Genomic DNA, 13,731 nt, shown 5'->3' with positions numbered 1-13,731 from the left:
GTAGGATCGGGGTATGCCTTCCAACGCCGAAGCCCCGCCGCTGCCGGACCCCCTGAGGGTGCCGGTGGCCGACTCGCACACCCACCTGGACATGCAGACCGGCACGGTCGAGGAGGCCCTCGCCAAGGCCGCGTCGGTCGGCGTGACGACGGTCGTGCAGGTGGGCTGCGACCTGGCGGGCTCGCGCTGGGCCGCCGAGACGGCCGCCGCGCACGACGCCGTCCACGCGACCGTCGCCCTCCACCCGAACGAGGCCCCGCGCATCGTGCACGGGGACCCCGACAACTGGTCCCGGCAGGGGGCCCGGCAGGGCGGTGGCGACGGCGCGCTGGACGAGGCGCTGGCCGGGATCGACCGGCTCGCCGCGCTCGCGCAGGTCAAGGGCGTCGGTGAGACCGGGCTCGACACCTTCCGCACGGGCCCCGGCGGCAAGGAGGCGCAGGAGCGGTCCTTCCGCGCCCACATCGAGATCGCCAAACGGCACGGCAAGACGCTGGTCATCCACGACCGGGACGCCCACGCGGACGTGCTGCGCATCCTGAAGGAGGAGGGCGCGCCCGAGCGGACCGTCTTCCACTGCTACTCCGGGGACGCGGAGATGGCGGAGGTCTGCGCCCGTGCCGGCTACTACATGTCGTTCGCGGGCAACATGACCTTCAAGAACGCGCAGCCGTTGCGCGACGCCCTCGCCGTGGCGCCGCTCGAACTCGTCCTCGTCGAGACCGACGCGCCTTTCCTGACGCCGGTGCCGTACCGCGGACGGCCCAACGCCCCGTATCTCATTCCGGTCACGGTCCGGGCCATGGCCGCCGTGCGGGGCCTGGACGAGGACGCGCTGGCGACGGCGCTCTCGGCGAACACCGCCCGCGCGTTCGATTACTGACGCGTGACGGACAGCGCGCTCCCGGGGCCCGACCGGGGGTGCGTGGCGACACAGCGTGGCCGTGCCGCTTTGGAGAGTGACGGACGCTCCGCTAGGTTCTGCCCGTCCACCGGTCTCCTGGAGCGTGTCGTCGTGAGCAGTTCGCAGTACGAGACGTATGGGCAGTACGAGACGTATGGCCCGACCCACCCGTTCCCGGAGTCGTACGCGTACGCGTACGGCCCCCCGGACACGTACCTGCCCGCGTACGAGACTCCCTGCCTGCCCGCGTACGAAACCGCGTACGCGTACGAAACCGCGTACGAAACGACCTACGAGGCCTCGTACGAGTACGCCGACGCGCCCTGGACGTCCGACGCGGCGACGCTCCCGCGGCAGGCCGCGCCCTCCGCGCCCCCCGCGCCGACCGCCGAGATGCCGTCCCCCGGCGGGCGGGCCGAGACGCGACGGGCCGCGCGGCGGCGCAGGAGCGCGGAGCGGCCCGATGTGCGCAAATTGCTGCCGCAGGCGCTGGTCGTGGCGTTCCTCGCGGGCGGCACCACGGCGTTCGTCGCCGACGACAAGGCGGTCGAGCTGACCGTCGACGGCAAGCCGCGCACCCTGCACACCTTCGCGGACGACGTACGTGAACTGCTCGCCGACGAGGGGGTCCGGGTCGGCGCCCACGACGTGGTGGCCCCCGCTCCCGGTACCGCTCTGGCCAACGGCGAGGAGGTCGCCGTGCGGTACGGGCGGCCCGTGCGGCTCACCCTCGACGGGCGGCGCAGCACCGTGTGGACGACGGCGCGGACCGTGGCGGAGGCGCTGCGGGAGTTCGGGGTGCGGGCGCAGGGGGCGTACGTGTCGGTGCCGGTCGGCCGGTCCATCGGGCGGGCGGGGCTCGCGCTCGACGTCCGGACCGAGCGGGCCGTGACGGTCATGGCGGACGGACGGGCACGGACGGTCCGCACGAACGCGGCGACCGTCCGCGAGAGCCTGGCGGAGGCCGGGATCACCCTGCACGGGCAGGACACCACGTCCGTGCCGGCCGAGAGCTTCCCGCGCGACGGGCAGACGGTGACGGTCCTGCGCATCACCGGGACGAGGGAGGTCCGGGAGGAGTCGATCGCCTTCGAGGTGCGGCGGACGCCGGATCCCGAACTGTTCCGGGGCACCGAGGTCGTGGAGCAGGCCGGGCAGCCGGGGCTGCGGCGCGTCACGTACGCCCTGCGGACCGTCAACGGCGTCCGGCAGAAGCCGCGGCTGCTGCGGAGCGAGACGGTGCACGAGCCGCGTACGCAGGTGGTGAAGGTGGGCACGAAGCCGCTGCCGATGTCCGTGCAGGGGGCGGACCACCTGAACTGGCAGGGGCTCGCCCACTGCGAGTCAGGGGGGCGGCCGGGGGCGGTCGATCCTTCCGGGACGTACGGGGGGCTGTACCAGTTCGACACGCGGACGTGGCAGAGCCTCGGCGGGGCGGGGCGGCCGCAGGAGGCGTCCGCGGCGGAGCAGACGTTCCGGGCGAAGAAGCTGTATGTGCGGCGGGGGGCGAGTCCCTGGCCGCACTGCGGGAGCCGGCTCCAGGGGTAGGCCCCCTGCGGGGGCTTCGGCTTCGGCATCGGTTTCGGCATCGGCATCGGCTTCGGCTCCGGCTTCGGCCGCGAGTCCGGTGGGGGCCGGTCGCGCAGTTCCCCGCGCCCCTGAAGAGCGGGGCTGCGTCCCTGCCCCCTGCCCCCTGCGCCCCGAGGAGCGGGGCTGCGCCCCTGCCCCCCGCGCCCCCGAGGAGCGGGGCTGTGGCCGGTCACCCGTACCCTTGGGGCGTGACCAGCCCCGCCTCCGACGCCCTTCTGGGCCCCGCCGACATCCGCGAACTCGCGGCAGCCCTCGGCGTACGGCCCACCAAGCAGCGCGGTCAGAACTTCGTCATCGACGCCAACACCGTGCGGCGCATCGTCCGGACCGCAGGCGTCCGCCCCGAGGACGTGGTCGTCGAGGTCGGACCGGGCCTCGGGTCCCTGACCCTGGGCCTGCTGGAGGCGGCCGACCACGTCGTCGCCGTCGAGATCGACGACGCCCTCGCGGGCGCGCTGCCCGCGACGGTCGCCGCCCGGATGCCGGACCGCGCCGAGCGCTTCTCGCTCGTCCACGAGGACGCCATGCGGGTGACCGAACTGCCGGGCCCCGCCCCGACGGCCCTCGTCGCGAACCTCCCGTACAACGTCGCCGTCCCGGTGCTGCTGCACATGCTCGAGACCTTCCCCACCATCGAGCGCACGCTCGTCATGGTGCAGGCGGAGGTCGCCGACCGGCTCGCCGCGCCGCCCGGCTCGAAGGTCTACGGCGTGCCCTCCGTGAAGGCGAACTGGCACGCCGAGGTCAAGCGGGCCGGATCGATCGGCCGCAACGTCTTCTGGCCCGCGCCGAACGTGGACAGCGGCCTCGTCTCGCTGGTCCGCCGCGCGGAGCCGGTGCGTACGACCGCCTCCCAGCGCGAGGTGTTCGCGGTCGTGGACGCCGCCTTCGCGCAGCGCCGCAAGACCCTGCGGGCCGCGCTGGCCGGCTGGGCCGGTTCGGCGCCGGCCGCCGAGACCGCCCTGGTCGCCGCGGGCGTCTCGCCGCAGGCGCGCGGCGAGTCCCTGACGGTGGAGGAATTCGCACGGATCGCGGAGAACAAGCAGTGAGCGGGACGGCGGGCGGGACGGCCGGTGGGACCGCGGGCGTGACGGTACGGGTTCCCGCCAAGGTCAACGTCCAGCTGGCGGTGGGCGGTGCGCGGCCCGACGGGTTCCACGACCTCGCCAACGTGTTCCTCGCGGTCGGACTGTACGACGAGGTGACGGTGACCCCCGCCGACGCCCTCCGGGTGACGTGCGAGGGCCCCGACGCGGCCCAGGTTCCCCTGGACCGTACGAACCTGGCGGCCAGGGCCGTGGAGAAGCTCGCCGAGCGGTACGGGCGGGCCGCCGACGTGCACATCCACATCACCAAGGACATCCCCGTGGCCGGGGGCATGGCGGGCGGCTCCGCCGACGGGGCGGGCGCGCTGGTCGCCTGTGACGCGCTCTGGGGCACGGGTGCCCCGCGGGACGAACTCCTGGAGATCTGCGCCGAGCTGGGCAGCGACGTGCCGTTCAGCCTGGTGGGCGGGGCGGCGCTCGGGACCGGGCGGGGGGAGAAACTCCGGGTCCTGCCGGTCGGGGGGAGCTTCCACTGGGTGTTCGCCGTCGCCGACGGCGGGTTGTCGACGCCGGCGGTGTACGGGGAGTTCGACCGGCTCAACGCGGGGAAGCGGGTGCCGGAACCGGTGGCTTCGCCCGTGCTGCTCGACGCGTTGGCGTCGGGTGACGTCCCGGCGCTGGCCGCGGCGCTCTCCAACGACCTCCAGGCCGCCGCGTTGTCGTTGCGGCCCTCGCTCGCCGCGACGCTGGCCGCCGGGGCCGACGCCGGGGCACTGGCCCCGCTGGTCTCCGGGTCCGGGCCGACCACGGCGTTCCTCGTGCGGGACGCGGCGGCCGCCGTGCGGGTCGCCGACGCGCTGCTGGCGTCCGGGACCTGTCGCGCCGCGCGCGTGGCGGCCGGGCCGGTGCCCGGGGCTGTCGTGCTGTGACGGTCGTGTGCCGGGTGCGGGTGAGCGGGGGCCGGTCGCGCCGTTCGCCGCGCCCCTGAAAGATCACGGCCGTTCCCCCGCCTCCGGGTGCCCGGGCCGCCCGGAAGGATCATTCCTGCGGGCGGCTACCCTGGAAGGTCGATCGATCCCCCTTGTCAGGAGTGCGATGGCCGTCAATCTGGTCAATGTCGAGGCAGTCAGCAAGGTGTACGGAACCCGTGCGCTGCTCGACGGAGTCTCCCTCGGCGTGTCCGAAGGGGACCGGATCGGGGTGGTCGGCCGCAACGGTGACGGCAAGACCACACTGATCCGGATGCTCGCCAAGCTGGAGGAGGCCGACACCGGGCGCGTCACGCACTCCGGCGGGCTGCACGTCGGGGTGCTCACCCAGCACGACTCCCTCGACCCCGCGGCCACCGTCCGGCACGAGGTCATCCGGGACATGGCCGACCACGAGTGGGCCGGCAACGCCAAGGTCAGGGACGTACTGACGGGCCTGTTCGGCGGGCTCGACCTGCCCGGCTTCCCGCAGGGCCTCGACACGGTGATCGGGCCGCTGTCCGGCGGTGAGCGGCGGCGCATCGCGCTGGCCAAACTGCTCATCGAGGAGCAGGACCTGATCGTCCTCGACGAGCCCACCAACCACCTGGACGTGGAAGGCATCGCCTGGCTCGCCCGGCACCTGCGTGAGCGCCGCTCGGCCCTCGTCTGCGTCACCCACGACCGGTGGTTCCTCGACCAGGTCTGCACCCGCATGTGGGACGTGCAGAAGGGTGCCGTGTACGAGTACGAGGGCGGCTACACCGACTACGTCTTCGCGCGCGCCGAGCGGGAGCGCATCGCCGCGACCGAGGAGGTCAAGCGGCAGAACCTGGTCCGCAAGGAGCTGGCCTGGCTGCGCCGCGGCGCCCCCGCCCGTACGTCCAAGCCGCGGTTCCGCGTCGAGGCCGCCAACGAGCTGATCGCGGACGTGCCGCCGCCCCGGGACAGCAGCGAACTGATGAAGTTCGCCTCGTCCCGGCTCGGCAGGACCGTCTTCGACCTGGAGGACGTCACCGTGCAGGCCGGGCCGAAGGTGCTCCTCAAGCACCTGACCTGGCAGCTCGGGCCGGGCGACCGGATCGGTCTGGTCGGGGTGAACGGCGCCGGCAAGACCTCCCTCCTGCGGGCCATGGCGGAGGCCGCCCGCTCCGAGGGCGAGAAGCAGCCCGCCGCGGGCCGGGTCGTCACCGGCCGGACCGTCAAGCTCGCCTACCTCTCCCAGGAGGTCGCCGAACTCGACCCGGACCTGCGGGTGCTGCAGGCCGTCCAGGCGGTCCGCGACCGCGTCGACCTCGGCAAGGGCCGCGAGATGACCGCCGGCCAGCTCTGCGAGACCTTCGGCTTCAACAAGGAGAAGCAGTGGACGCCCGTCGGCGACCTCTCCGGCGGTGAGCGGCGGCGGCTGCAGATCCTGCGGCTCCTGATGGACGAGCCGAACGTCCTCTTCCTCGACGAGCCGACGAACGACCTCGACATCGAGACCCTCACGCAACTCGAGGACCTCCTCGACGGCTGGCCGGGCTCCATGATCGTGATCTCCCACGACCGGTTCTTCATCGAGCGGACCACCGACCGGGTGTTCGCGCTCCTCGGCGACGCGACCCTGCGGATGCTGCCGCGCGGCATCGACGAGTACCTGGAGCGGCGGCACGCGATGGAGGAGGCCGCCGCGGCCTCGGCTCCGTCCTCGGTGACCGAAAAGAGCGCCTCCTCCGCCGCCGGCTCCGCCAAGGACAGCCGCGTCGCGAAGAAGGAACTGCAGAAGATCGAACGGCAGCTGGACAAGCTCTCCGAGAAGGAGGGCAAGCTGCACACGCAGATCGCCGATAACGCCACGGACTTCGGAAAAGTGGCGAAACTGGACAGTGAGCTGCGTGAACTGGCCACCGAGCGCGAGGAGTTGGAAATGCGCTGGCTGGAGCTCGCCGACGACGCGTGAACGGCGCGTGAAGAGACGTAACGAGGGCATCACGGGCCGGTTCTCCCTTGGGAACAAGGAGAGATCCGGCCCGGTGTTCGAGCGCTCCCGGGTGATAGAAAGAGCCGTCTGGGAACAGTCTCAGGCCTTCCGGCCACCACGGTGAGTGCACCGCCCGCAGCGGTGCGTACTGCAGGGCATGGCTAAAAATCAGTGAAGAGGGGGGACGCGCTGATGACTCAGCCGCCCGAGGGACCGTCGCAGCAGGACGGGTCCGGAGCGCCGCAGGACAAGCCGCCGCAGCAGCAGGGCGGCTTCGGCCCTGCGCAGGACCCGCGCGGAGCCACGCCCCCGCCGCCCGCCCAGCCGCCGGCGGCCCCGCCGCCCCCGCACGGCGCACCGCAGACCCCGCCGCCCCCGCAGGGCGTTCCGGGCACCCCGCCGCCGCCCGCCCCCGGTTACGGCTACCCGCAGCAGCAGCCCGGTCCGTACGGGCAGCCGCAGCAGCCCGGTCCCTACGGTGGGCCGGGTCCGTACGCCCAGCAGCCGGGACCGTACGCCCAGCCCGGTCCGTACGGGCAGCAGCAGCCGGGCCCCTACGGGCCGCAGCCCGGATACGGGTATCCGACGCAGCCGCAGTTCCCGGGCGGCCCCGGCACCCCGCCGGGCGGTGGCCCGCGCGGCCCCTTCAGGAACAAGCCCCTGGTGATCACCGGTGCGGCGCTGGCCGCGGTGCTCGTCATCGTCGGCACCATGTGGGCCGTGTCCGGCGGTGACGACGGGGGCCAGAAGAAGCCCGTCGCCGACGGCAGTCAGGACCCCAGGCCCTCCGGTTCCGACGCCCCGGTCAACCCCGGTGACGGCGAGGGCGACGGCGACGCCGGCACCGACGACCTCAACGCGGGCCGCCAGGCGGGCGAGGCGAAGGTGCTCTGGTACAAGGAGGCGCCCGACGCGCCCGGTTCCGGCGCCGACGCCCCCGGTATGTGGATCACGGACGAGGTCGCCGTGAAGGCCGCCTACAAGCAGGTCCTCGCCTACGACGTCGAGGACGGGAAGGTCAGCTGGCCCGCGCTCACCTTCCCGCAGCCGATCTGCGCCGCGTCGCAGCAGAAGACGTCCGACGACAAGGTCTTCGTGGCGTACAAGGAAGGCGCCAAGAGCGGCGCCGAGTGCAACCAGATCGTCGAGATCGACCTCGCCACCGGCAAGAAGGGCTGGACGAAGGAGATCCCGAAGGGCGACCTGTTCGACAGCTCCCTCTCCCTGAGCCTGAACGTCGTCGGGGACACGCTGCTGGCCGGCCGTTCCATGTCCGGCGTCGGCTACGACACGGGCAGCGGCGACAAGCTCTTCGACGTGAAGAAGTACGGCGACTCCTGCTTCCCTTCGGCGTTCGCGGGCGGTGCCAAGCTGCTCTCCGTCTCGGGCTGCGGCGCAGGCGGCGACAACGAGCACGACGAGGTGCAGGAGCTCGACCCGGCGACCGGCAAGGCCCGGTGGACGAAGAAGATCCCCAAGGGCTGGCGCGTGGAGCGCGCGTACTCCGTCGACCCCGTCGTCCTCTACCTCACCAACGCGGACAAGAAGCAGTGGAACGTCACCACGCTGAAGAACGACGGCACGGCCCGTTCGCAGCTCGACGTCGACGAGTCGTTCGCGCCGGACTGCGGCTGGGCGATCCTCACGCGTGACCTGCTGGGCTGCGAGGGCGTGGCCGCCGACGCCAACACCCTCTACCTGCCGACCGAGGCGAAGAGCGGCGCCAACGAGGTCGTCGCCGTCAGCCTGGAGACCGGCAAGGAGAAGTGGCGTGTCAAGTCCCCGTCGGACACGTCGATGATGCCGCTCAAGATGGACGGCACGGACCTCGTCGCGTACGTGAAGCCCTCGTACGACTCGGGCGGCCGGGTCGTCTCGGTCCCGACCGCCGGCGGCTCGCACACGCCGAAGACGCTGCTGCGGAACCCGCAGGGCGCGGCGCAGGTGGAGAACGGTTTCTTCTCGAAGGCCGTCGACTACGTGGACGGGCGCTTCTACCTCTCCACCACCCGGCTGACCGGCAACGACCAGTCCAAGGAGAAGCTGATGCTGGCCTACGGCAAGTGACCCGGCCGGTCCGGCTCCCTACCGCTCCGGTCCGGCTCCTTCCCGCCGCGGCACCGGCCGGCGCCGCAGCCGGTCCCCGCGGCCGCCCCGCACACGTCCGTCCGACCTCCGTCCCCTTCGCACCCGAGGTACTCACGTCATGAGCCAGCCGCCGCCCCCGCCGCCCAACCAGCCGCCCCAGGGCGGCGGTTTCGGCCCGCCGCAGGACCCGCCGCCCGGCGGTTTCGGCCCGCCCACGCCGCCCGCCGGCCCGCCCGCCGGACCCCCGCAGCAGCCGCAGCCGCAGCAGCAGCCGGGCTACGGCTACCCGCAGGCCCCCCAGACCCCGCCCCCGGCCGGACAGCCCGCCGCGCCGCAGGGCCCCCCGCCGCAGGGCCCGCCGCAGCAGCCGTACGGGTACCCGCAGGCTCCCGGCGCCCCCCAGGGGGCCCCGCAGCCGCCGACCGTGCCCGGGTACGGCTATCCGGGCCAGCAGCCGCCGCAGGGCTACGGCTACCCGGGGCAGCAGGCTCCGTACGGCTATCCGCAGCCGCACACCATGCCGATGCAGCCGCAGGCCCCGCAGGGCGGGCGCAGGACGAACAGCCAGGTGGCGATCATCGTCGCGGCCGTGGCGGCCATCGCGCTGATCGTCGGCGCCGGCGTCCTGTACGCGAACTCCTCCGGCAAGGACGACGGCAAGGACACCTCCGCGGGCTCCGGCGGCACCGGGGGCAAGGACGGCAAGGACGGCGGAGGCGACGCCGGCACGGGCGGCGGCTCGGAGAAGGTGCCGTCCAGCACCAGCGCGAAGGTCCTCTTCCAGCTGCCCGCGCCCGAGGTCCCCAAGAAGGAGGTCTGGAGCGTGGAGGGCTCCTGGCTGACGGACGAGGTGTACGCGAAGGCGGGCGTCCGCAAGATCGTCGGGTACGACCCGGACACCGGCAAGAAGTCCTGGACCCTGCCGCTGAAGGGCCTGACCTGCGCCGGTTCGCCGGAGGTCACCAAGGACGGGGTCGCCGTGGTGGTCGCGGAGGAGGCCGCGCGCACCAAGGCCGACCCGTACCAGCAGTGCACCGAGGTCACCGCGTTCGACGTGAACACGGGCAAGGCGCTGTGGACGAAGTCGGTCGCCCCGGGCGGCGGTGAGAAGGCCGCCTTCAAGGAGGTCAGCATCACCGGCACCACGGTCGCGGCGGGCTCCGGCCTCGACGGCGGCGCGGCCTTCGACATCAGCGACGGCAAGGTCCTGTGGCAGCCGAAGGTCGGCACCTGCGAGGACGTCGGCTATGCGGGCGGCGAGCAGCTCGTCGCGGTCCGCAAGTGCGGCGACTACGGCAACGAGAAGTACGAGGTCCAGCTGCTCGACCCGAAGTCGGGCACCGTCAAGTGGAGCTACAAGCTCCCCTCGGGCATCGACAACGCCAAGGTCATCTCCACCAAGCCGGTCGTCTTCGGCGTGGACTCCGGGGAGATCACCGCGTCCGGCGCGACCGACGTCTTCTCGCTGGACGAGAGCGGCAAGCTGCGTACGAAGATCACGCTCGAGGACGGCAAGTACGAGCACGACTGCGGTGTGAACAAGGTCCACGACTGCGCGGCGATCGCGGTCGGCAACGACAAGCTGTACGTGCCCACCAAGCAGCACGAGGGCGCCGAGCAGTACAGCCGGGTCAACGAGATCGTGTCCTTCTCGCTGGCCTCGGGCAAGTCCACGAGCGACCGTGCCGACGCCGGCGACGGCTACGAGATCTGGCCGGTCCGGATGGACGGCACCAACATCATCGCGTACAAGAACGGCCCCTACGACAAGGGTTCGCAGGTCGTCTCCATCGACGGGGGGACCTTCAAGGAGACCAAGCTCCTGGAGACCCCGGCCACCGACCAGGTCCGCAGCGCGATCAGCGGGATGGTCCCCAAGTCGTCGGAGATGCTGTACGGCGCCGGCCGGCTCTTCATGGCCGAGGACCTGATCAGCGCGCCCTACTCGAAGGACGAGAAGGACTACACGGCGATCGGCTTCGGCGCCCGGTAGCCGAGGCCCGGGCGGTCCGCCCGGAACGGCCCGCCCCCGGGTGGTACGACGGTCAAACGTTCGTCCGTCGATCACGGCTCCGTCCCTGCTCAGGGGCGGAGCCGTTCCCATACCCCCCATCGCGCGCGAATGCGAGGAATTTCGGAGATCCGGGGCACTTCTCTCCGGTAGGGGGAGCGCAACGTCGAACAAGCGTGTAGCTTCCGGGGATGGAAAGCCGGGGGGCTCCTGTCCATGGGGTACCAGTGGTGATCCTGGGGGAGGGACTGGGGGTTGGGCTCGATGGGAGTGCGGCTCATGGTGGTCGACGACCACCGACTGCTCGCCGAGGCGCTGGCCTCGGCCCTGAAGCTGCGCGGACACCGCGTGCTGGCCGCGGCCGCGCCGGCCGCGGGGGCCGCGGAGCTGGTGATCACGAGGGCGCCGGAGGTGTGTCTGATCGGTACGGCCACGCCTGCCGAACCGGGCATCTTCGACCCGGTGGTGAAGATCAAGCGGGAGCGGCCGCAGGTCGCGGTGCTGGTCCTCGGGCCGGTGCCCAATCCGCGCGGGATCGCCGCCGCGTTCGCCGCCGGCGCCTCCGGTTACGTACGGCACGACGAGCGGATAGAGGGCGTCGAGCGGGCCATCATGAAGGCGCGCGCCGGGGAGGCCGCGGTCGCGCCGCAGCTGCTCCAGGGCGCTTTCAGCGAGCTCCTCAATCCGGCGGCGCAGCCCGACGACGAGGGGCAGCGGCTGCTCCAGATGCTGACACCGCGGGAGGTCGAGGTGCTGGTGCGGGTGGCCGACGGCGAGGACACCCGGCTCATCGCGGCCGGCATGGGCATAGCGCCGAGCACCGCCCGTACGCATGTGCAGCGGGTCCTGATGAAGCTGGGCGTGGGCTCCCGCCTGGAGGCCGCCGCGCTGGCGGCCCGCACGGGCCTGCTCGACCGGGCGGGCCCGGTGCCCCCGCACCCGGCGCCGGGTGCGGGGCAGGAGATCCGGGGCCTGTCCGACCGGCCCTAGGACCGGTCTGCCGGGACGCCCCGTCTCCCGGGCGCCCCGGTCGCCGGGCGCGCCCCGGCTATCCGGTGCGTCCCGGCTGTTCCGCCGGGTCGTCGGCCGGTGTCGGGGGTGCCACCGGGCGCAGCCACAGCCAGGCCAGGAAGAACAGGCCGAGGAGCAGCATGCTCAGGCCCGTCCAGAGGTTGATGTTGACGCCCTCCGCCTTGTCGATGTCGGCGTCGGACGCGGTGATCCCGGCGATCGTCACGATGATCCCGTAGACCACGAAGAGACCGCCGATGATGCGGCGGATGTCGAAGAGCCGGGCCGCGGTGGCCGACCTGCTCTGCAGTTCGGTGACCTCGCGGCGGACGTCGCGCTCGGAGTTCCCGGCGCGTTCGGGGTGCTCGGGGTGTTCGGGGGTGGTGGACATGGGTGGTCGGTCCTCCGGTCGTCGGACGTCGTCAGAAGGAGAAGGGGATGTAGCAGGCGGCGGCCAGGACGACGGCCCCCCACCCGAGCAGGGCCGGCCTGCGGTACCAGGCGTCGTCGCCCGCGCCGGCCGGCTCCTCCATGCCGGGCGAGCTGGTGCCGTACACCAGCCCCCGCAGCTCCGCCTCCGGCTTCGGCGCGGTGAACAGCGAGACGGCGACCATGACCACCGCGCCGGCCACGAACCCGGCGATCGCCGAGACGAAGTTGGCGCCCTGGTCGGAGGGGATGCCGATGACGCCCTGCTTGTAGAGGACGAAGTAGTTGACCATCGCGGCCGTTGTGCCGGCCAGCAGGCCCCAGAAGCCGGACTTCATGGACGCGCGCTTCCAGAACATGCCGACGATGAAGACGACGAACATCGGCACGTTGAAGAAGGAGAACAGCGTCTGGAGGTAGCTCATGATGTTCGAGAAGGAGGAGGCCAGGAACGCCGTGCCGATCGAGGCGAGCACGCCGACCGCCGTGATGAGACGGCCGAAGCGCACGTAGTACGCGTCCTCCTCGTCCCGCTTCACGTACTTTCCCCAGATGTCGTTGGTGAAGACGGTGTTGAAGGACGAGATGTTGGCCGCCATGCCCGCCATGAACGCCGCCAGCAGACCGGTCACCGCGATGCCGAGGACGCCGTTGGGGAGCAGGTCCTCCATCAGGTACGGGATCGCGTCGTTGTACTGCAGGTCGGAGCCGGACGTCCCGATCTTCGGTACGAGCACGGCCGCGACGAGCCCTGGGATCATCACCAGGAAGACGATGAAGATCTTCGGGAACGCGGCGATGAGCGGGGTGCGCTGGGCCGCCGAGAGGTTCTTCGCGGACAGGGCGCGCTGCACCTCGGCGAAGTTCGTCGTCCAGTAGCCGAACGAGAGCACGAAGCCGAGACCCAGGACGATGGTGAGCCAGTTGGCGCCCAGCGGGTTGTCGCTGCCGATGCCGGTGCCGCCCCACGCGGTGGTGAAGTCACCGCCGTGGCTCGCGGTCAGCGAGTCGGTCAGGCCGTCCCAGCCGCCGACCTTCTTCAGGCCCAGCACCGTGAGCGGGATGAGCGCGGCCAGGATGACGAAGAACTGCAGCACCTCGTTGTAGATCGCGGACGACAGGCCGCCGAGGGTGATGTAGCCGAGCACGAAGGCGCCCGCGACGACGATCGACACCCATTCCGGCCAGCCGAGCAGCGCCTCGACGACGATGGCGAGCGCGTAGAGGTTCACGCCGGCGATGAGGACCGCGGCGAAGGCGAACAGCACCGAGCTGAGCAGGTGCGCGCCCCTGTCGAAGCGCAGCAGCAGGAACTCGGGGACGGACCTGACCTTCGAACCGTAGTAGAAGGGCATCATCACCAGGCCCAGGAAGACCATGGCGGGGATGGCGCCGATCCAGTACCAGTGCACGGTGTAGACGCCGTACTGGGCGCTGTTGGCGGCCATGCCGAGGATCTCGGTGGCGCCGAGGTTGGCGGCGACGAAGGCGAGCCCCGTCACCCAGGCGGGCAGCGAGCGCCCGGAGAGGAAGAAGTCGAGGCTGGTTCTCACCGAGCGCCGGGCGGCGAAGCCGATGCCGAGCACGACGACGAAGTAGATCGCCAGGATCGTGTAGTCCAGCCAGTTCGTCGGGAGCCGCAGCTCCGCGGCCAGGTGTACGGGTGACGCGGAGGCGGCATATGTGGGGGTCTGCATACTGCACTCACTTCATCTTGGTGT

The 13,731-nt window shown here is 72.0% G+C and carries 10 protein-coding genes; 8 read left to right on the top strand and 2 right to left on the bottom strand.

What is annotated here, in order from left to right; genetic code table 11:
• The first annotated feature begins 13 nt into the window (after positions 1-13).
• From QFZ75_RS15965 to QFZ75_RS15930, 8 genes are all read left to right on the top strand, one after another.
• Positions 14-883 (top strand): TatD family hydrolase, encoded by an 870-nt coding sequence (locus QFZ75_RS15965; RefSeq protein ID WP_307537572.1) that lies wholly within the window; start codon positions 14-16, stop codon positions 881-883.
• A gap of 132 nt (positions 884-1,015) precedes the next feature.
• The gene (locus QFZ75_RS15960) at positions 1,016-2,452 is read left to right on the top strand and encodes a resuscitation-promoting factor (protein WP_307537571.1); all 1,437 of its coding nucleotides are present in this window, start codon (positions 1,016-1,018) and stop codon (positions 2,450-2,452) included.
• A gap of 230 nt (positions 2,453-2,682) precedes the next feature.
• Complete coding sequence (gene rsmA, locus QFZ75_RS15955; protein ID WP_307537569.1) at positions 2,683-3,543, top strand: 16S rRNA (adenine(1518)-N(6)/adenine(1519)-N(6))-dimethyltransferase RsmA; 861 nt, start codon at positions 2,683-2,685, stop codon at positions 3,541-3,543.
• Positions 3,540-4,469 (top strand): 4-(cytidine 5'-diphospho)-2-C-methyl-D-erythritol kinase, encoded by a 930-nt coding sequence (locus tag QFZ75_RS15950; protein ID WP_307537567.1) that lies wholly within the window; start codon positions 3,540-3,542, stop codon positions 4,467-4,469. Before rsmA ends, QFZ75_RS15950 begins: the two co-directional genes overlap by 4 nt.
• A 166-nt stretch (positions 4,470-4,635) precedes the next feature.
• Positions 4,636-6,450, top strand: coding sequence for an ABC-F family ATP-binding cassette domain-containing protein (locus QFZ75_RS15945; protein WP_307537565.1), 1,815 nt, complete (start codon positions 4,636-4,638; stop codon positions 6,448-6,450).
• Positions 6,451-6,663: 213 nt separating this feature from the next.
• Positions 6,664-8,538 (top strand): PQQ-binding-like beta-propeller repeat protein, encoded by a 1,875-nt coding sequence (locus tag QFZ75_RS15940; protein ID WP_307537564.1) that lies wholly within the window; start codon positions 6,664-6,666, stop codon positions 8,536-8,538.
• 139 nt (positions 8,539-8,677) lie between these two features.
• Entirely contained in the window at positions 8,678-10,552 is a 1,875-nt protein-coding gene (locus tag QFZ75_RS15935; protein ID WP_307537563.1) for a PQQ-binding-like beta-propeller repeat protein, read from the top strand.
• A 282-nt stretch (positions 10,553-10,834) separates the two neighbouring features.
• Positions 10,835-11,560 carry a response regulator transcription factor gene (locus QFZ75_RS15930; protein WP_307537562.1) on the top strand — a complete coding sequence of 242 codons (726 nt, stop codon included), beginning with the start codon at positions 10,835-10,837 and terminating at the stop codon, positions 11,558-11,560.
• Positions 11,561-11,618: 58 nt separating this feature from the next.
• Here the strand turns inward: QFZ75_RS15930 and QFZ75_RS15925 are convergent, their stop codons facing one another.
• Both QFZ75_RS15925 and QFZ75_RS15920 read right to left on the bottom strand, forming a co-directional pair.
• On the bottom strand, positions 11,619-11,972 hold the full coding sequence (locus QFZ75_RS15925) for a hypothetical protein (protein WP_307537560.1): 354 nt from the start codon (positions 11,970-11,972) through the stop codon (positions 11,619-11,621).
• A gap of 31 nt (positions 11,973-12,003) precedes the next feature.
• Positions 12,004-13,707, bottom strand: coding sequence for a sodium:solute symporter family protein (locus QFZ75_RS15920; RefSeq protein WP_307537559.1), 1,704 nt, complete (start codon positions 13,705-13,707; stop codon positions 12,004-12,006).
• Positions 13,708-13,731 lie beyond the last annotated feature (24 nt).

This window comes from Streptomyces sp. V3I8 (genome assembly GCF_030817535.1).
In the GTDB taxonomy this organism is placed as follows: Bacteria; Actinomycetota; Actinomycetes; order Streptomycetales; family Streptomycetaceae; genus Streptomyces.
This window is presented reverse-complemented; position numbering and strand designations above follow the sequence as displayed.